At 66.0% G+C, this 22399-nt stretch carries 21 protein-coding genes; 13 read left to right on the forward strand and 8 right to left on the reverse strand.

Annotated features, from left to right (window positions below; all coding sequences use genetic code 11):
• Positions 1 to 116 precede the first annotated feature (116 nt).
• Together BSY239_RS16870 and glmS are read right to left on the reverse strand one after the other, a co-directional pair.
• Positions 117 to 1268: a phospholipase D family protein gene (locus tag BSY239_RS16870; protein ID WP_069047814.1), complete on the reverse strand. Its 1152-nt coding sequence runs from the start codon at positions 1266 to 1268 to the stop codon at positions 117 to 119.
• Positions 1269 to 1538: 270 nt separating this feature from the next.
• A complete protein-coding gene (glmS, locus tag BSY239_RS16875; protein ID WP_069047815.1) occupies positions 1539 to 3407 on the reverse strand; it encodes a glutamine--fructose-6-phosphate transaminase (isomerizing) in 1869 nt (622 codons plus the stop codon).
• A 135-nt stretch (positions 3408 to 3542) separates the two neighbouring features.
• Between glmS and BSY239_RS16880 the strand changes: the two genes are divergently transcribed.
• On the forward strand, positions 3543 to 4040 hold the full coding sequence (locus BSY239_RS16880; protein ID WP_069047816.1) for an Lrp/AsnC family transcriptional regulator: 498 nt from the start codon (positions 3543 to 3545) through the stop codon (positions 4038 to 4040).
• Positions 4041 to 4202: 162 nt separating this feature from the next.
• Positions 4203 to 5000, forward strand: a complete 798-nt coding sequence (locus BSY239_RS16885; RefSeq protein WP_069047817.1) for a DUF2726 domain-containing protein — start codon at positions 4203 to 4205, stop codon at positions 4998 to 5000.
• Between the two features lie 37 nt (positions 5001 to 5037).
• Here the strand turns inward: BSY239_RS16885 and glmU are convergent, their stop codons facing one another.
• Complete coding sequence (gene glmU, locus BSY239_RS16890; protein WP_069047818.1) at positions 5038 to 6447, reverse strand: bifunctional UDP-N-acetylglucosamine diphosphorylase/glucosamine-1-phosphate N-acetyltransferase GlmU; 1410 nt, start codon at positions 6445 to 6447, stop codon at positions 5038 to 5040.
• Here glmU and BSY239_RS16895 point away from each other — a divergent pair.
• The gene (locus BSY239_RS16895; RefSeq protein ID WP_156775522.1) at positions 6446 to 7366 is read left to right on the forward strand and encodes a DUF6279 family lipoprotein; all 921 of its coding nucleotides are present in this window, start codon (positions 6446 to 6448) and stop codon (positions 7364 to 7366) included. The genes glmU and BSY239_RS16895 overlap by 2 nt on opposite strands.
• Before the next feature lie 15 nt (positions 7367 to 7381).
• Here BSY239_RS16895 and BSY239_RS16900 read toward each other — a convergent pair whose 3' ends face one another.
• The 3 genes from BSY239_RS16900 to BSY239_RS16910 form a co-directional block, all read right to left on the reverse strand.
• The gene (locus BSY239_RS16900; protein ID WP_069047820.1) at positions 7382 to 8662 is read right to left on the reverse strand and encodes an anion transporter; all 1281 of its coding nucleotides are present in this window, start codon (positions 8660 to 8662) and stop codon (positions 7382 to 7384) included.
• An 87-nt stretch (positions 8663 to 8749) separates the two neighbouring features.
• Positions 8750 to 9730, reverse strand: a complete 981-nt coding sequence (locus tag BSY239_RS16905) for an MBL fold metallo-hydrolase (protein ID WP_069047821.1) — start codon at positions 9728 to 9730, stop codon at positions 8750 to 8752.
• A gap of 81 nt (positions 9731 to 9811) precedes the next feature.
• Positions 9812 to 10411, reverse strand: a complete 600-nt coding sequence (locus BSY239_RS16910) for a TetR/AcrR family transcriptional regulator (protein WP_069047822.1) — start codon at positions 10409 to 10411, stop codon at positions 9812 to 9814.
• A gap of 38 nt (positions 10412 to 10449) precedes the next feature.
• Between BSY239_RS16910 and BSY239_RS16915 the strand changes: the two genes are divergently transcribed.
• Positions 10450 to 10806 (forward strand): TfoX/Sxy family protein, encoded by a 357-nt coding sequence (locus BSY239_RS16915; protein WP_069047823.1) that lies wholly within the window; start codon positions 10450 to 10452, stop codon positions 10804 to 10806.
• A 6-nt stretch (positions 10807 to 10812) separates the two neighbouring features.
• Here the strand turns inward: BSY239_RS16915 and BSY239_RS16920 are convergent, their stop codons facing one another.
• Positions 10813 to 11304, reverse strand: a complete 492-nt coding sequence (locus BSY239_RS16920; protein ID WP_069047824.1) for a DUF2917 domain-containing protein — start codon at positions 11302 to 11304, stop codon at positions 10813 to 10815.
• A 127-nt stretch (positions 11305 to 11431) separates the two neighbouring features.
• Here BSY239_RS16920 and BSY239_RS16925 point away from each other — a divergent pair, with 127 nt between their 5' ends.
• Together BSY239_RS16925 and BSY239_RS16930 are read left to right on the forward strand one after the other, a co-directional pair.
• Positions 11432 to 12463: a LysR substrate-binding domain-containing protein gene (locus BSY239_RS16925; RefSeq protein ID WP_069047825.1), complete on the forward strand. Its 1032-nt coding sequence runs from the start codon at positions 11432 to 11434 to the stop codon at positions 12461 to 12463.
• 5 nt (positions 12464 to 12468) lie between these two features.
• A complete protein-coding gene (locus tag BSY239_RS16930) occupies positions 12469 to 13386 on the forward strand; it encodes a DMT family transporter (protein WP_069047826.1) in 918 nt (305 codons plus the stop codon).
• A gap of 113 nt (positions 13387 to 13499) precedes the next feature.
• On the opposite strand, the gene BSY239_RS16935 is transcribed toward BSY239_RS16930, so the two are convergent.
• On the reverse strand, positions 13500 to 14153 hold the full coding sequence (locus BSY239_RS16935; RefSeq protein WP_083240036.1) for a 5-formyltetrahydrofolate cyclo-ligase: 654 nt from the start codon (positions 14151 to 14153) through the stop codon (positions 13500 to 13502).
• 69 nt (positions 14154 to 14222) lie between these two features.
• On the opposite strand from BSY239_RS16935, the gene BSY239_RS16940 reads away from it, so the two are divergent.
• The 7 genes from BSY239_RS16940 to BSY239_RS16970 all read left to right on the forward strand — a co-directional run bounded on the left by BSY239_RS16940 (position 14223) and on the right by BSY239_RS16970 (position 22399).
• Positions 14223 to 16208: a lytic transglycosylase domain-containing protein gene (locus tag BSY239_RS16940; RefSeq protein WP_069047827.1), complete on the forward strand. Its 1986-nt coding sequence runs from the start codon at positions 14223 to 14225 to the stop codon at positions 16206 to 16208.
• Positions 16209 to 16212: 4 nt separating this feature from the next.
• On the forward strand, positions 16213 to 17175 hold the full coding sequence (locus BSY239_RS16945; RefSeq protein WP_069047828.1) for a complex I NDUFA9 subunit family protein: 963 nt from the start codon (positions 16213 to 16215) through the stop codon (positions 17173 to 17175).
• 127 nt (positions 17176 to 17302) lie between these two features.
• Positions 17303 to 17629, forward strand: coding sequence for a metal-sensitive transcriptional regulator (locus BSY239_RS16950; RefSeq protein WP_083240037.1), 327 nt, complete (start codon positions 17303 to 17305; stop codon positions 17627 to 17629).
• Positions 17630 to 17717: 88 nt separating this feature from the next.
• Positions 17718 to 18407, forward strand: coding sequence for a glutathione S-transferase family protein (locus BSY239_RS16955; protein WP_069047829.1), 690 nt, complete (start codon positions 17718 to 17720; stop codon positions 18405 to 18407).
• Between the two features lie 26 nt (positions 18408 to 18433).
• On the forward strand, positions 18434 to 19726 hold the full coding sequence (locus BSY239_RS16960) for a multifunctional CCA addition/repair protein (protein WP_069047830.1): 1293 nt from the start codon (positions 18434 to 18436) through the stop codon (positions 19724 to 19726).
• A gap of 106 nt (positions 19727 to 19832) precedes the next feature.
• Entirely contained in the window at positions 19833 to 20573 is a 741-nt protein-coding gene (otsB, locus tag BSY239_RS16965; protein ID WP_069047831.1) for a trehalose-phosphatase, read from the forward strand.
• The gene (locus BSY239_RS16970) at positions 20570 to 22399 is read left to right on the forward strand and encodes a glycoside hydrolase family 15 protein (RefSeq protein WP_069047832.1); all 1830 of its coding nucleotides are present in this window, start codon (positions 20570 to 20572) and stop codon (positions 22397 to 22399) included. The genes otsB and BSY239_RS16970 overlap by 4 nt, the downstream gene beginning before the upstream one ends.

The raw sequence follows: 22399 nt of genomic DNA on the forward strand, positions 1-22399 counted from the left end.
CTGGGTTTACCGCAGTCCTATCGTGCTCGGGGCGGACGGGCCGCTTACGAGTGCCCGCCAGTCAGTCGGTCGGCATCCCAGCGCAGCTTTCATGCGCTGCGGCTTGGGATGGCATCCTATTTTCGCGCTGGACTGTTCTTGCCGTAGCCGAGCCAAAGCACCGCATCCAATTCGGCGATGTTTTTGGCGGGGTGATTTGGATTGGCACGCAAGGTCATGCGGAGGCGCTGCGCCAGATCAACAAAGGCAACGCCTTCAGATGCACCGCGCGGTCCCTTGAATTTGATCGCCGCCAAGAACTCTTCAACCGGCTCATTCTTCACCGGGTAGAGGTCCGGAAACCGGAGACAAAGCATCTCGGATAAGAACGCGCCTCGAGACCGGACGCCCTTTTCGCGCAGTGCATCAATTTCCTCGGCGACCACCGCGTCCCGACTCGCAGCGGGGGCGTCGACTATGCGGAGAAACGATTGGCAGAGTTCGCGGAAGTCACTCGCCTTACCCTGGCGCTCCCAACCTGCGCCCTGCAGTCGATTGTTGAGTTCGAAGCTCCAGTGCTCGGGCAGCGCGTTATAGAAGTCTTCGTTCGACTTACGCCCGGTAGCGCAGGCTTTGAAAATGCGCATCAACCCAGCCTTGTGAACTTCATAGCTCGCGAGTTGATCCCGGCGCTTGCGGACTATTTCAGCCGCTCCGGCAATCTGTGGCAACTGCAAGGCGTCCAGTAGTTCCTCTGCTGAGGACTTTCCTGACGAACCGGTCGGTCCACCACGGGGGGCCTCCCGGTAGATCGCTAGCCAACCCTCTGAGACTGCAAGGCACGAGGTCGTCATAGATTCGACCCAACCGCGTGCGGTGTTGAATTGTGACTCGCTTGCTTGGAAGTAGACGTTCGCCTCGTGATTGCGTGAGAACGCTGCCCTAGTCAGGTTGGATGAGCCGACAAGCGCGTGGAAGCTGCCGTTCCCCTCTCGCCAGAACATCGCCTTCGGATGGAACCCCTCAATTCCCGTCGCCACCTTGAACTGCCCTTCGAATCGCTTCGGAAGCCAGCCCATGACCTCACGGCATGCCTCTTTGCGGGTGATACCGAAGTCCTTGCCGACAATGAAGAGGAACTTCTTACAGTCGTCGTTTAGCTTGGCCGGAGCGTCCCATTCCGTCAGGTAGGCCGAGACGATGTAGAGCTCGACCGCCTTACTCAGCGCGTTCATGTAGTGATGCTCGAGGCTCTTGTCACCACTATCGGGCAGCAGTATCAGGTTCATAACGTTCCTCCCATTTGTTGCACGCAAGACGAGGGCCTGTACGCATGGCAACGCCCACCGACGTCACACGCTGCAGACTGTCGTCCCTCATCACACGAGGTAGGTCATTGGCTAGCGAGGGGGTCTGTCGCTTTTCGCCTCAGCCGATGTCAGGAAAACAGTAACAAGAAGGTGACGTTTTGTTACCTTTTAAGAGGTGTTTTCGACAGACCTATTTTTCTCCGACAGACCTCATTTTTCGGGTTCACAGTCAGTGACCAACTCCGCCCTTCACTCCACGGTGACCGACTTCGCCAGGTTGCGGGGCTTGTCCACGTCGGTCCCCTTCGCCAGCGCCGTGTGGTACGCCAGCATCTGCAGCGGCACCACGTGCAGGATGGGTGAGAGTGCGCCGTAGTGCTCGGGCATGCGGATCACGTGGATGCCTTCGCTGCTGGTGATGCGTGTGTCGGCGTCGGCCAGCACATAGAGCACGCCGCCGCGCGCGCGCACTTCCTGCATGTTGCTCTTGAGCTTTTCCAGCAAGGTGTCGTTGGGCGCCACGGTCACCACGGGCATGGCTGCGGTCACGAGTGCCAGCGGGCCGTGTTTGAGTTCACCGGCCGGGTAGGCCTCGGCGTGGATGTAGCTGATCTCCTTGAGCTTCAAAGCGCCTTCGAGCGCAATGGGGTAGTGCAGACCCCGGCCGAGGAAGAGCGCGTTGTCCATGCGCGCGAAGTCTTCGGCCCAGCTGATCACTTGCGGCTCCAGCGCCAGCACGGCTTGCAGCGCCACGGGCAGGTGGCGCATGGCCTTGAGGTGGCTGGCTTCGTCTTCGTCGCTCAAATGGCCGCGCACCTGGGCGAGTGCAAGCGTGAGCAGAAACAGGCCGGCGAGCTGGGTGGTGAAGGCCTTGGTGGAGGCCACGCCGATCTCGACGCCGGCGCGGGTGATGTAGGCCAGTTCGCATTCGCGCACCATGGCGCTCGTGCTCACGTTGCAGATGGTCAGCGTGTGCTTCATGCCCAGGCCCTGTGCGTGGCGCAGTGCGGCCAGGGTGTCGGCGGTCTCGCCGCTCTGCGTGATGGTCACCACCAGGGTGCGCGGGTTGGGCACGCTGGTGCGGTAGCGGTATTCGCTGGCCACTTCCACCTGGGTGGGAATCTTCGCGATGCTCTCCAGCCAGTACTTGGCGGTGCAGCCGCTGTAGTAGCTGGTGCCGCAAGCCAGGATCAGCACGTTGTCGATGTCTTTGAAGATGCGGTACGCGCCGTCGCCAAAGAGTTCGGGTGTGATGCCTTCCAGGCCTTCGAGCGTGTCGCCGATGGCGCGCGGCTGTTCGAAGATTTCCTTCTGCATGTAGTGGCGGTAGGGGCCGAGTTCGGCCGCGCCGCTGTGGGCCTGCACGGTCTTCACCGGACGCTTGGCGGCATCCAAGGCGCGGCCCTGGGCGTCCAGCACCCAGTAGCGGCCGAGCTGCAGATCCACCAGGTCGCCCTCTTCCAGGTACACGATCTGGTCGGTCACGCCGGCCAGGGCCATGGCGTCGCTGGCGAGAAAGTGCTCTGCACCCGGCACGCCGTCAACCGAGCCCACGCCCAGCACCAGAGGCGAGCCGGCGCGCGCACCCACCACGCGGTGGGGTTCGTCTTTGTGGAACACCGCCAGCGCGTACGCGCCGTGCAGCTGCACCACCGCGGCCTGCAGCGCGGCGAACACGTCGCCTTCGTAGAGTGAATCGATCAGGTGGGCGATGACCTCGGTGTCGGTCTGGCTCTCGAACACGTAGCCCTTGACCTGCAGCGCCGCGCGCAGCTCGTCGTGGTTTTCAATGATGCCGTTGTGCACCAGCGCCACCCGGCCCGCGGTGCCTTCGGCAGCGCCAGGGCCATGGCTGAAGTGGGGATGGGCGTTGTGCACCACGGGCGCTCCGTGGGTGGCCCAGCGGGTGTGGGCGATGCCGGTGCCGCTGGCAATGCCGTCGGTCTGCACCTGCTGCGCGAGCTCTGCCACACGGGCCGTGCTGCGGGCGCGCTGCAGGCCGCCGGTGTGGACCGCCACACCGCAGGAGTCATAGCCGCGGTACTCCAGGCGCTGCAAGCCCTGAACCAGCACGGGCACCACATTGCGCCCCGAAACCCCTGCGACGATGCCACACATGCTGCTCTCCGAAAATTGGTGAAGAGCCGATGCTAGTGACTCTGGCTCGAAATAAAAGATCAAAATGTCACACCCTATCTACAATAATTTCGTTTCACCGTCATCAAGTTGATTACGATCATCGACATGACCGATATGGAAGAAATCGCGATCGACGAAGCGGACTTGCGCCTGCTCGATCTGCTTCAAACAGACGCTTCGCAGAGCAACCAGAGCCTGGCGGAACAGGCGCACCTGTCGCCGCCCACCAGCCTGCGGCGCACCAAACGGCTGCGCCAGCTGGGTCTGATCGAGCGCGAAGTGGCCATCCTGAGCGCCGATCGCCTGGCGCCGGTGCTCGGGCACGGGCTCACTGCTCTGGTGGAGATCACGCTGGAGCGCCAGGGCGCCGAATGGCTCGACGCGTTCGAGGCGCGTGTGCTGCCCGTGACGCAGGTGCAACAGTGCTACCGCGTCAGCCCCGGGCCCGATTTCATGCTGGTGGTCCATTGCCACGACATGCCGGACTACCTCGCGCTTGCCCAGCGCCTGTTCACCAGCGACGCCAACGTTCGCAACATCAAGGCGTTTTTCAGTCTCAAGCGCGCCAAATTCGACCCGCGGCTGGCCTTGCCAGTGAAACCGTCCCCGTGAGTCGAATGCACCACATTGGTACTCAGGCGGCAGCGAAAACGTGATACATAGCGCACGCTTGGCGCACTTCTTGCCACGTCCATGAGTTGACGAACCAAACTTTATGTAACAACCTTCGCCTTCAGCCGAACTGAAAAGGCGGACCGTGAACTGGAGGTTTTGATGAACACGACGTGGATTGCTGTGCTGGGAGCGCTGGCCGTGCTGGGCCTGGTGGCGCTGGCCGTCTGGCGCTTTCGCTCCACCCGCGAATCGTCGGGCCGCGAAGACCGCTACAGCCCGGAACGCCTGATGACGCCCGAGCAGGCCCAGATGCTGGACTACTTGCAGGACACCTTTCCTGGCCAGGTGGTGCTGCCCAACCTGCTGCTCAGAGACCTGCTGTCGGTGCGCCGCGCCGCCAACCGCAAACGCGCCGAAGACCGCCTGAACAAACAGAAGGTGGACTTTGTGGTGTGCGGCGACGACGGCAAGCCCACCTTCGCCTTCGACATCGAACAACACCCCCTGAGCAACGCCCGGCACAAGGCCCACATGGTGAAGATGAAGAACCGCATCCTCAAGAGCGCCGGCGTGCGCTTCGTGTTTCTCAAGAACGGCCTGCACCGCATGCCCTCCCCGGCGGATTTTCGCAAGCAGCTCAACCTGGCCGAGCTGCCCAAACCCATCGTGAAAGAGAAAGAAAAGGAAGACGATCGGGACAGCCGCCTTCAGCAACTGGAGAGCCAGCTCTCGGAATTCGACTCGATCAACACCAACACGGCGTTCCGCGATTCCGAAGTGATGGGTCTGAGCGGCCTGATGGACCTGAACCAGGAAACCCGCCGCGGCGGCTTCAGCAGCGCCTACAGCAACAGCGGCTTCAACGCGCCGCGCAAAAGCGGCGAACGCAGCGGGCCCAGCAGCAAGTCACCGGGAGAGAGCCGCTTCGATTCCATGGACGTGCGCGGCGGCCGTTGAACCGGCCGCCTCCCATCCCGACCACTCGGCAGGCTCCTCAGGGAGCCTGTTTCTTTTTCCGGGGCCGCTGCCAGTTGGCAATCGCCACCTGTTTGCCCCGCGCCACCGACAGCGCGCCGGGCGCGGTGTCCTTGGTGATGGTGGAGCCACCGCCCACCGTGCCGCCCGCACCGATGGTCACGGGGGCCACCAGCACGCAGTTGCTGCCCACGTGCACGTCGGCCTCGATCACGGTGCGGTGCTTGTTGGCGCCGTCGTAGTTGGCCGTGATGCTGCCGGCGCCGTAGTTGACCCGCTCGCCCACGGTGGCGTCGCCCAGGTAGGCCAGGTGGTTGGCCTTGGCACCCGCGGCCAGGGTGCTGTTTTTCACTTCCACGAAGTTGCCGATGTGCACCTCGGCGCCCAGATCGGCACCGGGCCGCAGCCGCGCGAACGGGCCCACCAGCGCACCGGGCCCCACCTTCACACCGAGTTTTTCACCGTCGATGTGCGTGAACGGATGGATCACCGCGCCGGTCTCGATCACGGCGTTGGCGATGACGCAATTCGCGCCGACGCGCACGCCGTCGCCCAGCTGCACGCGTCCTTCGAACACGCAGTTCACATCGATCTCAACGTCCTGTCCGCACACCAGTTCGCCCCGCACGTCCAGGCGTGCCGGATCGGCCAGGCGTGTGCCCTGTTCCATCAGCACATCGGCCACGCGCCGCTGGCAGGCGCGCTCCAGCTCGGCGAGCTGCACCGGGCTGTTCACACCCGCCACCTCGACCGCATCGCACGTGGTGACAGCACGCACCACCAAGCCCTGCGCCACGGCGTGCTTGACCACGTCGGTGAGGTAGTACTCGCGCTGGCTGTTGTCGTTGGTCAGGTCTTTGAGCAAGGACTTGAGCAGGGAGGCCGGCGCCGCCATGACACCGCTGTACCACTCGGTGATGCGCCGTTGCGCTTCATTGGCATCCTTGTGCTCCACGATGGCGTGGACCGATCGATCCGCATCCACGGAGCGCACGATTCGGCCATAGCCGGTGGCATCGCCACCCGTGTCCACGCTCAACAGCGCGAGGTGCTGCCCGTCACACGCCTGCAGCAAGGTTTCCAGCGTGGCTTGCCCGATCAAGGGCACGTCTCCGTTGAGGATCAGCACAACGCCATCGTCCGCCAGCACAGGAACCGCCTGCTGCACCGCATGGCCGGTGCCGAGCTGCGGCTCCTGGCGCACGAAGCGCAGCGCGGTGGTGGCGGGCGCCTGCAGGCCGGCCTCCACCTGCTCGGCGCCGTGACCGGTGATCACCACCACCGAGCGCGCCGATAACCGCGCGGCACAGTCGATCACGTGCTGGGCCAGTGCGCGCCCGCCCAAACGGTGCAACACTTTGGGCCGCTGACTTTTCATGCGCGTGCCCTTGCCGGCCGCCATCACCACCACATCCACAGGGAACGACATGAACACCTCTTTCGGGGAATCGTTGCGCGGCGTTCTTGCCGGGCCTCACGTGCGCCGGATTATCGCCCTCAGGGTGAGCAAGGTCTGTGCGCTGGTGATCATGGCCGCGACCCTCTCGGCCTGCACCGCGACACGACTGGCCTACAACCAGGCGCACAACGCCACCTATTGGTGGCTCGACAGCCACGTCGACTTCAACAATGGCCAGTCGACCCCGGTGCGCGGCGACATCAACGCCTTCTTTCAATGGCACCGCACCAACGAATTGCCGGTGTACGCCGGACTGCTGCAGCGCTGGCAATCCATGGCGTCCCAGGACATCACAGGCGCACAGGTGTGCGCCGAGTTCGACGTGATCCGCCAGCGCATCGACCGTGCTGCCGATGCCAGCGTGCAACCCATGGCGCGCCTGGCACTGCAACTCGACGCGGCCCAGCTGGAGCACCTCAAGAGCCGCCAGGCCAAGAGCAATGAAGAGTTTGCCGACGACTTCCTTCAAGCGTCTGCAGAAGCGCGCATCGAAAAGCGCTATGACCGCGCGCTGGGCCGCAGCGAAATGCTCTACGGCACGCTGAACGCGGCACAAAAGGAACTGCTGCGCAACAACATCAAGGCGTCTCCATTCGACCCGCAGCGCACCCAGGCCGAGCGGCTGCGCCGACAGACCGACCTGTTGCAAACGGTGAAAGAAGCCCAGGCCGCACCCGACACCGCCACCGAACGCGTGCGCGGCCACATCGCTCGCATCGGCCAGTCGCCCACGCCGGGCTACAAGGCTTATGCGGACGAGCTGGTGCGCCAGGGCTGCGCCCAGTTCGCCCAGTTGCACAACGCGACCTCGCCCGAGCAGCGTGCCCACGCCGTGCGCGTGCTCAAGGACTACGAAAACGACCTGCGGGTGCTGAGCGCACAACGCTGACACGCGCGCGGCCTGTCAGCCCGCAAACCGCATCCACGCCCACACCACGGCCAGCGTGGCCAGCGTCACCGGAATGCCTGTGACCGCATGCCGCTTCCAGTCGATCTCGATGCCTTGTTGCCGGGCCAGGTCGGCCACGATCAGGTTGGCGATCGAGCCCACGAGCAGCAGGTTGCCGGCAAACGTCGTCGCCAGTGCCAGCATCACACCGGCCTGCTCGCCACTGCCGCCCAGGTGCGGCAGCAACAGCATCACGGCAGGCACGTTGGACACCAGGTTGGAGAGCAAGGCGCTGGCCACCAGCAGCGGTCCGGGGTCGGTGAGAACCACGCCCTGAGCACCCAGCCAGGCCACGGCCTGTGCCGCCAGGCCGGTGGATTCAAACGCGTGGTTCACCACGAACAGGCCCATGAACAGGATCAGCAGCGGCCAGTCGACCAGGCCCATGAAATGCGAGGTGTGCAGCCGCCGGCTCAGCAGCAACACGCCTGCCCCCACCAGCGCAGCCACGTCGCGCGGCCAGGCGGTGAAGAGAAAGATCAGCAGCAGGGCACCGGCCACCAACAGCCCCTTGGTGGTCTGCCATGCATCAAACGCGGGCTCTTCAACACCCAGGGTGTTCGCTCCGTCTCCCGCTGGCGGGCGAGGGCCGGGGTGAGGGCTCCCCGCCTTCGCACCCGGCCCGTAGGCCAGCCACAACCAGAGCAGCACCAGCCCGATCACCACAGGCGGCAGCGCCTGCCGCACATACCCACCGAACGGCAGCTGCAGCACCGAGCCGATCAGCATGTTCTGCGGATTGCCGATCAGGGTCGCGGCTGATCCGATGTTGGCCGCGCAGGCCAGGCCGATCAGAAAGGGCAGTGGGTCGAGGCCGCGTTTCAGGCAGAGCCGCGCCACCACCGGCGTCATGGCCAGGCACACGATGTCGTTGGAAAACACCGCCGACAGCACGCCCGCCACGAGGATGAGCGCCGCGAGCAAACCGCTTCGCGGCAGCGGCATGGCGCCCACGCGGCGCGTCACCGCAGCGTAAAACCCGCCCAACCGCATCTGCGCCGACACCACCATGAACGCGAACAACAACACGATGGTGGGCAGGTCGATCGCGCGCGCTGCGTCTTCCAACGGCAACCCGGCCAGCGCAATCACCGCGATGGCGCCGAGCAGCGCCACACCCGAACGGTCCAGCTTCAGGCGCGGCAGACCGCCGAGGAACATGCCGAGGTAGACGATCGCAAAGACGGCGACAACGCTCCAGTCGGAGGCGGTGTGATGGAGAACGGTGGTGGGCATGGGCGGCGAGGATGAACGCAGCGGATCGTAGCCTGCCGCAAAAGAAAAGCCGCCCGAAGGCGGCTTGTTCTGCGGTGGGCTGCGGGCTCAGGCCTGCAGCGCGTTCCACATCTCCTGGTCCCGCTCGGCGGTCCAGATGCGCGGGTTCTTGATGCCCTTGGCTTCGTCGTAAGCACGGCTCACGTCGAACGGCAGGCAGTGTTCGTAGATGAACACGTGGCCGAACACCGGGTCCATGCTCTTGCGGGTGTGGGCCATCGCGGTCTTGAGGTCCATGCCGGCTGCGGCGGCTTCCTTGCCGGCCTGGAACAGCGTCGTCACCCAGCGGTGGGTGTAGTCCAGCGCCTTGTTCACATCGGCGTTGCCCTTCATGGCTTCGCCCCGGCCCGGCACGATGTATTCGGCCTTGAGCGCGCGCAGGGCTTCGAGCGTGGCGGGCCATTCTTCCAGCTGGGCGTCGCCGGTGTAGACGCCGGCTTCGTATTCCACGAGGTCGCCGCTGAACAGCACCTTTTCTTCTTCCACCCAGGCGATCGTGTCGCCGCGCGTGTGGCCCGGGCCCGGGTGCCAGATGCTGACTTTCACGCCGCCCAGGTCCACTTCCAGGCTGCCCTGGCGACCGGGCTTGCCGTCGCCGATCACCATCGTGGGCCAGGTCAGGCCGGGCACGCTGTCGGCGCCGCGGAACAGGCGCGGGAAGCGCTCCATCTCGCTCTGCATGTCCTGTGCGCCGCGCTCCACGATGAGTTCGTACGTGCCGCGGCTGGCGATCACTTCGGTGGCACCTTCGGCCAGGTAGGCACTCGCGCCCAGCACGCGAACGGCGTGGTAGTGGGTCAGCAGCACGTACTTGATGGGTTTGTCGGAGACGGTGCGGATGTGCTTGATCAGGTCTTTCGCCATGGCCGGTGTGGCGGTGGCGTCGCTGACCATGATGAATTTTTCGCCAATGATCACGCCCGAGTTCGGGTCGCCTTCGGCGGTGTAGGCCCAGCAGTGCGGGCTGAGCTGCTCAAAGGTGGTCTTCTTGTCGTCCAGGTCGGCCTGGGAGGCGAATGCTTTGCTCATGGCGGTCTCCAAGTGGGGGAAGCGCCGGATTTTACCTAAACGAAATCAGTTACGCATGGGTAAATCGCAGCAACAGGGAAATCAGCCGCTCAAACCGCCCTCGATCACGGCCACCACCTCGTCGGCAAAGGCGCTGTAGCTCATGGGGCCGCCGGGGCGCAGCCAGGTGAAGGTCCAGTTGATCATGCCGAACAGCATCATGGTCAGCGCGGTCTGGTTGGCCGGCGTCACGCGCTCGGGGTAGGCGCGTTTGAGGAAACGGGTGAACGCGGCCACCACGTCGCGCTGGCGGTTCAGGATGAGTTCGCGCTGCAGCTCGCCGAGGAACTTGGTGTCGGACACCAGGGCCACGTGGCGCGTGGCCGAGGTTTCGTACTCGACCAGGAAGGCGCGCACCAGTTCGCTCAAGGCATCACGTTCGCTCAGGTTCTTGCGCTGCGCACGCGCCTCCGATTCGCCGATGAGCGCGAGCAGGCGCTGGGTGTAGCGGTCGAGCAGGTCGAACAGGATCGCCTCCTTGCTCTCGTAGTAGTGGTAGAGGCGCGCCTTGCTGGTGCCGCAGGCCGCGGCGATGTCGTTCATGCTGGCGGCGGGGAAGCTCTGACGTGCAAAACAGTTGGCTGCGACGTCAAGGATTTCGTCGCGCTTGAGGTCGTGAGATGCGGATTTGGGTCGGGCCATCGGCGCATTCTGCCGGACCAGGCTTCTAAGATGGCGTCATGGTCAAGCCGGTCGATCCCTTTGCGTTGCACGCCTGCGAGCTGCTCTCGGGCGTGGGGCCATGCGTGGCCAGGCGCATGTTCGGCGGCTGGGGCATCTCCACCGACGGCATGAACATCGCGATCATTGCCTGGGACACGCTGTTCCTCAAGACCAACACCGACACCGAAGCGCGTTGGCTAGCAGCCGGTGGACGGCCCTTCGTCTACGAGGCCAAGGGCAAGGCGATGAAGCTCAACTACTTCACGCCCCCCGATGAAGCGCTGGAATCGCCGGCGCTCATGCTGCCGTGGGCGCGGCTGGCGCTGGAGGCTGCGGTGGCTGCGCGCAAGCCGAAGCGGCGAACGCGCAGATAGGCTGGCTCAAGGTTGATTGGATTCGTAGGGCGTCAACACACGGCCCCGGCCTGCCACCAGGAATTCGCTGTAGCCGAATACCCCGCGCACCAGGCGCGCGAACGCCAGACCGGCCTGCCCCAGCGCAACCCCGAGTTCGCGCGAAGGCGTCACCACCTCGCGGCCGAACCGGCCGGCCTCTTCCCGGGAGAGGGCCTCGGGCTCGGCGCACCAGTCGAAGCGCACCGGTCCGGCGCCGGGCTGCCAGGGTTCCATGACCACGCGCGCCCCGGCCGGCACCGTCAGGCTTTCACCGGCGTTCAACACCAGATCGCCCGACTCGTTGGCCGCACCCTTGGGCGCCTGGCCCAGCGTCACCCAGGCGCGGCCCTGGGTGATGTGCAGGCGGCTCGGCACCTGCGGGCGCAGGCTCATCGCGCGGCGCGTGTCCAGCCGCCAGCCACGGGCGGGCATGCGGCTGTGTTGAGCGGAAGCGGTGTGTGCAGAGAGGGTGTTCATGGCGGGACTCCTGAGAAGGGATGAAGCTCATCCTGGGAGCCAATGCTCGCGCTTCGCCCCTTCGCCGTCCAATGAAAGCGCGCTAAGCTATTGATTCGATAACCGCATCAATGTCCGGAGCACCGCCATGCAGCTGACCAGCAGCCATCCCCGCACGCGACCGATTGCCGCAGGCCACCTGCGTGCCTTCGAGGCGGTGGCACGCCACCTCAATTTCCGTGCGGCCGCCGAAGAACTTTCGCTGACGCAGAGCGCGGTCAGCCGACAGATCCAGGCGCTGGAAGACGAAGTCGGCACGGCCCTGTTCCTGCGCCACACGCGTGCGGTCGAACTCACCAGCGCGGGCTCGCAGTTGCTGCGCGCGGCGGCTTCCGCACTGGAGCGCATTGATGCGAGCGTGCGACAAATCCGCCAGAGCGCCGGGCGCAAGAGTGTGGCCATCACCACCTGGGCTTCGTTCGCCTCGATGTGGTTGATTCCGCGGCTGGAGGCCTTTCAACGCGACCACCCCGACATCGACATCCGCATCGACGCCACCGACAACGCGGTGGACCTGGCCACCTCCGACGTGGACCTCGCGCTGCGTTACGCAGTGCCGCAAGGCATTCCCGCCAGCGCGCAACGGCTCTTTGGCGAACAACTCACACCCGTGGCCAGCCCGTGGCTGCTCAAGACGCACCCGATCAAAAGCATCGAAGACCTGTCGAAATGCGCGCTGATCGAAGCCGGCGACGCACACCGCACACGCCATCTCGAATGGCTCACCTGGCAACGCTGGCTCGACACCTTCGGCGCTCAACCGGTTGCTGGTTCGGGCAAACGCACGCGTGCCAGCGCGCCACCGGCCAAGCTCTCGCCGCAGCGATGGATGTACTTCAACTACGCCAACCAGATCGTGCAGGCCGCGCTCACCGGTCAGGGTGTGGCGCTCGCGCGCCTGCCCCTGGTGGCCGAGAGCCTGGCCAGCGGCGCGCTGGTGGAGCCACTGCCCCACACGCGGCTGGATTCGCCCCTGGTGTACTGGATGATGGTCGCGCCGCGCAGCGTGCACCGGCCCGAGGTCAAGGCGTTTTGCGACTGGCTGCTGCTGCAGGCCGCCGCCACGCGAGAGGCCATCGGCGATGTGCCCGATCCCGACACAGTTGACCAGATGGACTGAAGCCGATGCCGACACCCCGTCACCTCGCCGCCGGCAACCTGCGCAGCATCGTCTTCATGCTCGTCGCGGTGGGCTTTTTTGCGCTCATGGACGCGGTGCTCAAGACGCTGTCGGCGCGTTACCCGGTGCTGCAGATCGCCGCGCTGCGCGGCATGACCGCGATGCCGCTGGTGCTGCTTTACATCGCGTGGCGCGGCGCCTGGCACACCGTCTTCAAGGTGCGCTGGCCGCTGCACCTGCTGCGCGGCGTGCTCGGCATCGCCATGCTCTCGCTGTTCACGTTGGGCGTGCGCGAATTGCCGCTGTCGGCCGCGTACACGCTGTTCTTCATTTCGCCACTGCTGATCACCATGCTGTCTGTGCCGGTGCTCAAGGAACGGGTGCCCGCGGCGCACTGGTGGTTGATCGGCATCGGTTTCATCGGTGTGCTGATTGCGCTGCGCCCCAGCGGCGAAGACCTGCAGAGCGGCTTCGTCACCGTGGGGGGCCTGGCCACCCTGGGCGCGGCGCTGTGCTACGCCGTGGCCGCCGTCACCGGCCGCCTGGCGAGTCGCACCGACAGCAGCGAGAGCATGGTGCTGTGGATGATGGTGCTGATGTCGGTGGGGGCAGGAGCCCTCGCCTGGCCCGACTGGGTGGCCATCCAGCGCAACGACGCGCCACTGCTGCTGGCCCTGGCCATCACCGGCTTCTGCGGCCAGCTCGCCATCACCGAAGCCTTTCGCCATGGCCAGGCCTCCGCGGTAGCACCGTTCGAGTACAGCGCCTTGGCCTGGGGCCTGGGGCTTGACTGGTTGATCTGGCAGAGCCTGCCGGCCTCACACACCTGGCTGGGCGCCGCCATCATCGTCGGCAGCGGGCTCTACCTGGTGCGGCGCGAGAAGCGCATCACCGAGGTGCACGCGAATGCGGAGCATCCCTAGGCTTCGGCGCCGGGCCGCCCCAAGCCGAAACAGCCCCCGCGGACCCGGCAAGGACCGGGGCCCTTCCCTGTCCTGGGGCTGCGGACCTCGCGGAGCGGGGGAGCGTGGAGGCCTTACCGCTCAGGCCACATGACCCCGGTGTCGGACAAGATCGCGTCCAGAGGCATGTCGTGCGCCTCGGGCTGCAAGTGAGGCAGGTAGGCAAAGTCGTATCCCAAGCCGACGGTGAAGGGTTTGGGCTGCAGACTGGCCAGGGTGCGGTCGTAGAAACCACCGCCGTAGCCCAGCCGGTAACCACCCGGCCCATACCCCACGCAGGGCACAAAGATCAAGGTCGGCACCACGATCTCGGTGTCCTTGGGCTTGGGAATGCCGTAGGCGTCTTCCTCCATCGGGCAGCCCGGGTACCAGGTGTAGAAGGTCAGCGTCTTGTCGACCTTGTTGACCACGGGCAAGCCGATGCGGCGCAGCTTTTGCGCGCCTTGTGCGTCTTCTTCGAGCCCGGCTTCCTGCCATCGGAACAGAGCCGGCAAGGGATCGAACTCGCCCTTGATGGGCCAGTACGCACCGATCACCGCGTCGGGCCGTTCGATCAGCCAGACCCGCATGACCCGCTGCAGCATGTCGTTGCGAAAGCTGCGATCGGCCAGGCCCAGGCGCTTTTCAACCAGGGCCTTGCGCCATTCGGTTTTCAGGGCTGCCGCCGTTGATCCTTCGGCCTGTTTCCTGTGGGGTGGAGGGGAACTCTGGCCGTCTTTGGTGTCCATAATCAACGCATGAAACAGGTTGGTGTGAAACAGGGATCAAGAGCGCAGAACACAACGGACATGCGAGGCATGCACCGGTGGGTTCTGCGGTTCATTATGGCCGTGCTGGTGTTGCCGGGACTGGCGCACGCACAAAGCAGCACCGGCGGTGACGCCACCTTGCTCGAGATGCGCGAAGCCTTTCGCCGCAACAACACCGCCCAGCTCACCAACCTGTTGCCCGCCGTGCGCGGGCACGCGCTCGAACCCCTCGCGATCTACTGGGACATGAAGGCGCGGCTGGAGACGGCTACGGCGGGCGACATCCGCGCCGCCCTGGACCGCATGCCCGGCACCTACTGGGAAGACCGGCTGCGCAACGACTGGCTGCTGCTGCTGGGCCGAGCGCGCGACTGGACGAACTTCTCCGCCGAGCTGCCACGTTTCCGCATGAACGACGACCGGCAGGTGAGTTGTTACGCCTTGATGATCGACGCCGCCAGCGGCCGCATGCCGCCCGAGCTGGCCGCCGAGCGCGTGCGCACCCTGTGGCACGCGCAGCGCGAAGCCGACGACGGTTGTGCCACCGCGGCGCAGTCGCTGCTCAGCAGCGGCCACCTCAAACCCGAGGCCGCCTGGCAACGCGCGCGCCTGGCCATGGACGCCAACCGCCCTCGCGTGGCCAGCCAGGCCGTGGGGCTGATCGACCCCGACTGGGCGGCCATGGTGGACACCGTGGCCAAGGACCCCGCCAAGTATCTGGATGAAAAGATCACCGCCATCCGCCCGCGCACCAAGGAACTGGTGACCCTGGCCATCATCCGGCTCGCGTTCAACGACCCGGGCGCTGCCGCGCAGGAGATGGACCGCACCCGCTGGAAAGCGCAGCTCACCACCGAAGAACGCAGCTGGGTCTGGGGCGTGATCGGCAAACGCTCGGCGCAGAAGCTGGAAACGCAGGCGCTGGCGTACTTCGTCAACGGCGAAGACCGGCACATGCACGACGACCACCTGGAATGGAAAGCGCGCGCCGGCATGCGGGCTGGCGCCTGGGGCCACGTGCGCGATGCGATCGCCGCCATGACCGAGCCGAATCAAAACCAGCCCGACTGGATCTACTGGAAAGCGCGCGCCCTGCAGGCGCTCAAGCTGCCCGACGTTCCCACGGCCAACGCACAGGCCCGCGCGCTGCTCGAATCCATCGCCTCCGAGCGCGGCTTCTACGAACAGCTCGCACTCGAAGACCTCGGCCGCCAGATCACCACGCCACCCGCCCCTGCACCCCTCACGGCAGAGGAAACCACGGCCGCCCAACGCAACCCGGGGCTGCGCCGCGCGTTGATCGCCATGCGGCTGGGCCTGCGCAGCGAAGGCGTGCGCGAGTGGAACTACACCATTGGCCTGCACGATGCCGGCGGCATGGCCGAGCGAGAGCTGCTGGCCGCTGCGGCCCTGGCCTGCGAAGCCGAGCTGTGGGACCGCTGCATCAACACCAGCCTGCGCACGCCGACCGCGCAAGACCACGCCCAGCGTTTTCCCACGCCGCACCGCTCGGCCGTGGTGAGCCGCTCGCGCGAGATCGGGCTCGACCCGGCGTATGTGTACGGCCTGATCCGCCAGGAAAGCCGCTTCGTCACCGACGCACGTTCCGGCGTGGGCGCCTCCGGTCTCATGCAGGTGATGCCCGCCACTGCGCGCTGGACCGCCCGCAAGATCGGCCTGACCGATTTCCGCCCGGTCCAGATCACGGAGCGCGACACCAACATCCTCATCGGCACCGCCTACCTCAAGCTCGCGCTCGACGACTTCGAGGGTTCACTGCCCATGGCCGCTGCCGCCTACAACGCCGGGCCGGGACGCCCGCGCAACTGGCGCAACGGACCGGTGCTGCCCGGCGAGGTCTGGGCCGAGAACATCCCGTTCGAGGAAACGCGCGACTACGTCAAAAAGGTGTTGGCCAACACCACCAGCTACGCCGCGCTGATCACGGGTCAGCCGCAGTCCTTGCGTGCGCGCCTGGGCACGGTGGGCCCACGCTTGAGCGGCGAAGCCACCATCAACAAAGACCTTCCCTGATCCCATGAAAAACATCCTCGTTCTGGGTGGTACCGGTTTTGTCGGCCGCCACGTTTGCGAAAAGCTGCACCGCCAGGGTTGGCGCGTCACGGTGCCCACGCGCCGCGCCATCAAGGCGGCCGCTGTTCAGCACCTGCCCCGTGTGACCGTGGTCGAGGCCGACGTGCACGACCCCGCCCAGTTGCTGGCGTTGGTGAACGGCCACGATGCGGTGGTCAACCTGATCGCCATCCTGCACGGCACCGAAGAAGCGTTCGAACGTGTGCACGTGGAGTTGCCGCTCGCCCTGTCGGAAGCCTGTGTGGCCGATGGCGTGCGCCGCCTGGTGCACATCAGCGCGCTGGGCGTGAGCCTGGACGGACCATCACGCTACCAGCGCAGCAAGGCGCGCGGCGAAGAGGTGCTGCGCGGCGCCGGGCTGGACCTCACCGTGCTTCGCCCCAGCGTGATCTTTGGCTCGGGTGACCGCTTTCTCAACGTGTTTGCCGACCTGCAGTCGATCTTTCCGGTGGTGCCCCTGGCCAGCGCGGGCGCCCGCTTTCAACCCGTGTGGGTGGAAGACGTGGCCACTGCGGTGGCGGTCTGCCTGGCCGACCAGGGACTGCCCCGGAGCACGGTGGGTCAGACCTTCGAATGCGCCGGACCCGATGTGTTGACCTTGGCCGAACTCGTGGGCATCGCGGGCCGATACGGAAGCCGGCAGCGCCCGGTGCTGCCGCTGCCTGCCGCGCTGGCGCGGCTGCAAGCCGGGGTGATGGAGCTCATGCCCGGTGAGCCGCTGATGAGCCGCGACAACCTGGACGCCATGTCGGTCGACAACGTGGCCACCCAGCAGTGGCCCGGACTGTCCTCGCTGGGCATCGCGCCCGCCAGCGTGCACTCCGTCGCCCCCACCTACCTCGGGCGGCGAGGTGGCCGCAGCAAGCTGCTGGCATTCCGGCAGGGCGGGCGGCCACCTGCCGTTTGAAAGTGGAATGAAGTGTGACTTTTATCTGATTCTTTCTTCTATAAATAACACCAAGGTGTCATTTTTCAGGGTGTTTTTCGAGCTTACATTAAACCGTACAGAGTACAACTCCAACCCGAGGACACCCATGAACGACACCAGCGTGAAGCCTCCCTCCCGCCGCGCCAGCGCAGCCACCAACAGCCCGGGCTACCGCACCGAACACCAGCGCGATGTGATCAACCGACTCAAACGCATCGAAGGTCAGGTGCGTGGCCTGATCGACATGGTCGAAGACGGCCGCTCCTGCGAAGACGTGGCCCAGCAGATGGCAGCGGCGCGCAAGGCGATGGACAAGGCCTTCTACCGCATGATGGCCACCTCGGTGATGGAGGCGGTTTCGTCTTCCGAATCGGAGGTGCACACCTTCCGCGAAGTCGAACGCTCCACCCGGATCCTCGAAAAATACGCCTGAGCTCGGCCGCTGCGGATCAATCCGGGGCGATTTCGGCATCAATTCGCCCAACCGAAGTCCGTACCATGGGGCTCTTTCAGGAGGCCCCATGGCATTGCAGCTTTACGTCGGCAACAAGAACTACTCGTCCTGGTCCATGCGACCCTGGGTGCTCCTGACACAGGCGGGCATCCCGTTCGACGAGGTCATGATCCGCTTCGACTCGTTCGACATCGACTCCGTCTTCAAGAAGCGCCTTCGTGCCGTGAACCCTTTGGGCAAGGTGCCGGTGCTGGTGGACGATGGCTTCGCCATCTGGGACACGCTGGCGATTGCCGAGTACCTCGCCGAGCGTTTTCCCGACAAGCAGCTGTGGCCCGCCGACGTCAAAGCCCGGGCCCGCGCACGCAGCGTCTGCGCCGAGATGCACAGCGGCTTCAGCGCATTGCGAACCCATTGCCCCATGAACATCGAAGCTTCACTGCCCGAGATCGGCCGCCTGATCTGGCGCGACAAACCGGCCGTGCGCGCCGACATGGCTCGCCTGGGGGGCCTGTGGAGCGAACTGCTCGCGGCACAACCGGCCGGGGCCCTGCTGTTCGGTGACTTCAGCATCGCGGACGCCTACTTCGCACCGGTGTGCATGCGCATCAAGACCTACGAACTGCCCTTGCCGGCAGACCTGATGGCCTATGTCGACCGGGTGTGTGCACTGCCGGGCGTGAAAGCCTGGATCGACGACGCACTGACCGAGCACGACTTCATCGACTTCGACGAGCCGTATCGACTCGGACGCTGACAAGGGCCGCGCCTAAACTCGGCGGGATGAAAACCTATCTCGTCGGTGGAGCGGTGCGCGATGCGTTGATGGTGCGCGATGCAGGCGCATCCGAGGCATCGCACGTCGACCGCGACTGGGTGGTGGTGGGCACCACACCCGAGGCCATGGTGCAACAAGGCTTCTTGCCCGTGGGCCGCGACTTTCCCGTCTTCCTGCACCCCACCACGCGCGAGGAGTACGCGCTGGCCCGCACCGAGCGCAAGACCTCGCCCGGCTACCGGGGCTTCGTGGTGCACGCCGAACCCGGCGTGACGCTGGAAGACGACCTGGCGCGCCGCGACCTCACCATCAACGCCATGGCGGTGGCGGCCAGCGAGGCCGACGATCCGGCGCGTGCACGGATCATCGACCCGCACAACGGCCAGCACGACCTGCAGCACCGCGTGCTGCGCCACGTGACAGACGCCTTCACCGAAGACCCGGTGCGCATCCTGCGGCTGGCGCGCTTTGCCGCGCGTTTTCCCGACTTTTCCGTGGCGGCCGAAACACTGGCCTTGATGCGAAACATGGTGGCGCAGGGTGAGGTCGACCACCTGGTGGCCGAGCGGGTGTGGCAGGAGCTCGCACGTGGGCTGATGGAGCAGCGTCCCAGCCGCATGTTCGACGTGCTGCGCGACTGCGGTGCCTTGAAGCGCCTGCTGCCCGAGGTCGACCGCCTCTGGGGCGTGCCGCAGCGCGCCGAGTACCACCCCGAGATCGACACCGGTGTGCACCTGATGATGGTGCTCGACATGAGCGCACGCCTGGCCGCGCCGCTCACGGTGCGCTTTGCCTGCCTGGGCCACGACCTCGGCAAGGGCACCACGTCGGCCGATGTGCTGCCACGCCATATCGGCCACGAGGAGCGCAGCGCGCGCCTGCTCAAGGGCGTGTGCGAGCGGCTGCGGGTGCCGGTGGACTGCCGCGAACTGGCCGACGTGGTGGCACGCGAACACGGCAACATCCACCGCAGCGAAACGCTCGGTGCCGCCGCACTGGTGCGGCTGCTCGAACGCTGCGACGCGCTGCGCAAGCCGGCGCGTTTTCACGAGGTGCTGCTGGCCTGCGAATGCGATGCGCGCGGACGGCTGGGCATGGGCGAGATCGCCTATCCCCAACGCGATCGGCTCGCGCAGGCGCTGGTGTGGGCGCAGTCGGTGAACACGGCCGGCATCGCCGCGCAGGCACAGGCCGATGGCCTCAGTGGCCCGAAAGTGGGCGAACAGATCCACAAGGCGCGCGTCGCCGCGGTCGCCCGTGGTCTCGGCGCCGCAGACCCCGCCCCTGCTGGCGATTGAGCACGTTCCGCATCCGTCAAGCGGGCTGAAAAACTTCGCACCCTGAAGGTGGGGTATGCCGCCGGGCTGGCCTTGCACACGCCACGCGTGTTACGGTGTCTGGCTGATGAGACCATTGCCCACGCTGCTGACGCAAAGGTCAGCACTCTTTCTGGACTTCGATGGAACCTTGGCCGATCTGGCACCCCGGCCCGATGCGGTGGACGTGCCCGGAGACCTCGCGCGCCTGCTCGACAGCCTGCATGCCCACCTGAACGGCGCACTGGCGCTGGTGACTGGCCGCGCCCGCGAAGACATCGAACCCATGCTGTCCCCCTGGCGTTGGCCAGCCGCGTTCGAGCACGGGGCGTTGCGCGTGTCGGCGCACGGCGACGCGGCTGCCCTGCGCCCACCCGGGCTGGACCGCGCCGTGGCTGCCGCGCAGCACCTGGTGTCGCGACACGCCGGCTTGCTGCTCGAAATCAAACAGACCTCGATGGCGTTGCACTTTCGCCTGGCGCCCTCGCTCGAAGCGCTGTGCGTGGAAACCCTGGCGCGCTCCATCGACAAGGCAAGCGGCCTTCAGCTGCTGCGAGGCAAGGCCGTGATCGAGGTCAAGTCGGTGGGCGTCAACAAAGGCCTGGCCATCCAGGCTTTCATGAACGAGGCGCCCTTTGCCGGCCGCTTGCCGGTGTTCGCCGGCGACGACGTGACCGACGAAGCCGGCTTCGCCGTGGTGCAGCGCCTGGGCGGTGCCGGCATCAAGGTCGGCGCGGGCACGAGTTGTGCCCTGCACCGGTGCGAGAGCCCCGAAGCCCTGCGAGCCTGGCTCGCGGACGCCCTCCAGACCCCTTTGATCCACACATGACCCTCGCCAAGAACGGTTTCGCGCCGCCCGCTGCTCCCTCGCTCTCCCTCGGCGTGGTGGGCAACTGTGCTTTCAGCGCGCTGATCGATCCGCACGGCCGTGTGGTGTGGAGCTGCCTGCCGCGCTTTGACGGCGACCCGGTGTTTCACGCGCTGCTGGGCGGCCCCGATGCCGAAACGGGATCCTGGGCAATCGAACTCGAAGACATGGTGGAGGCCACCCAACGCTACGAACCCAACACCGCCGTGCTCGCGACCGAGCTGTGGGACAGCCAGGCACAGGGGATTTCCATCACCGACTTTGCGCCGCGTTTTCTCTCGCGTGCCCGCTATTTCCGGCCGACGCAGCTGGTGCGGCGTGTGCGCCCGCTCAAGGGTGCGCCGCGCATCCGCATCACGCTGAAACCACGCTGTGACTGGGGCGCGCAAGCTCCGCGCATCACCTCGGGCAGCCACCACATCCGCTACGTGGGCGATGCACAAACCCTGCGCCTGCACACCGACGCGTCCATCAGCCACGTGCTCGCACGCGAACCGTTTCTGCTCACGCGCGAACTCAACTTCATCTTCGGCCCGGACGAAACGCTGGAAAGCGGCATCGGGGACACCGCGCGCCATTTCGAGCGGGAGACCCTGGCCTACTGGCGCGGCTGGAGCCAGCGCCTGGCGCTGCCGCTGGAATGGCAGGAAGCCGTGATCCGCGCGGCCATCACGCTCAAGCTCTCGTTGTTCGAAGACACCGGCGCGATCGTGGCCGCCATGACCACCAGCATTCCCGAAGCCCCGGGCAGCCAGCGCAACTGGGACTACCGCCACTGCTGGCTGCGCGATGCGTTTTTTGTGGTGCGCGCGCTCAACAGCCTGGCCGAGGTCGGCACGCTGGAGGACTACCTGCGCTGGTTGTCCAACGTGGTGGTGGGTGCCAGGGACGGCGATGCCGGCGGCCACATCCAGCCCTTGCATGGCATTGGCCTGGAACGCGAGCTGCCTGAGCGCATTTGCGAGACGCTGCCCGGCTACCGCGGCATGGGCCCGGTGCGTGTGGGCAACCAGGCGCAGGAACATTTCCAGCACGACGTGTACGGCAACATCGTGCTGGCGGCCGCGCAGGCCTTTCACGACAAACGCCTGCTGCATCCGGCGGGCCTGGCCGAGTTCGAGCGGCTGGAAGTGGTGGGCGAACAGGCGGTGCGCATTTTTGACCAACCCGACGCCGGCATGTGGGAGCTTCGCACCCGGGCCCGTGTGCACACCAGCTCGGCACTGATGTGCTGGGCCGCCTGCGACCGCCTGGCCAAGATCGCCCGCATGATCGACCTGCCCGACCGCGCCCTGCACTGGGTCAACCGCGCCGCCGTGATGCGCGATCGCATCCTGCGTGAAGCGTGGAGCGAAGAGCGCCAGGCCTTCACCGAGAGCTTCGGTGGGCGCGATCTGGACGCCAGTGTGTTGCTCATGGTCGAGGTGGGTTTCATCGACCCGATGGACCCACGCTTCGTGTCCACGCTGGCAGCCCTCGAAGAACACCTGTGCGACGGCCCCTACATGCGCCGTTACGAGGGGGCCGACGACTTCGGAAAACCCGAAACCGCATTCAACGTCTGCACCTTCTGGCGCATCGATGCGCTGGCCCGCACCGGCCGCAAAGCCGAGGCGCGCGCCATCTTCGAAACCATGCTGGTCGCGCGCAACCCGCTGGGCATGCTGTCCGAAGACACCCACGCTACCACCGGCGAGATGTGGGGCAATTACCCGCAGACCTACTCGATGGTGGGCATCATCAACGCGGCGGTGCGACTGTCGGCACCTTGGGACTCCGTCATTTGA

Source organism: Hydrogenophaga sp. RAC07 (genome assembly GCF_001713375.1).
GTDB lineage: Bacteria > Pseudomonadota > Gammaproteobacteria > Burkholderiales > Burkholderiaceae_C > Hydrogenophaga.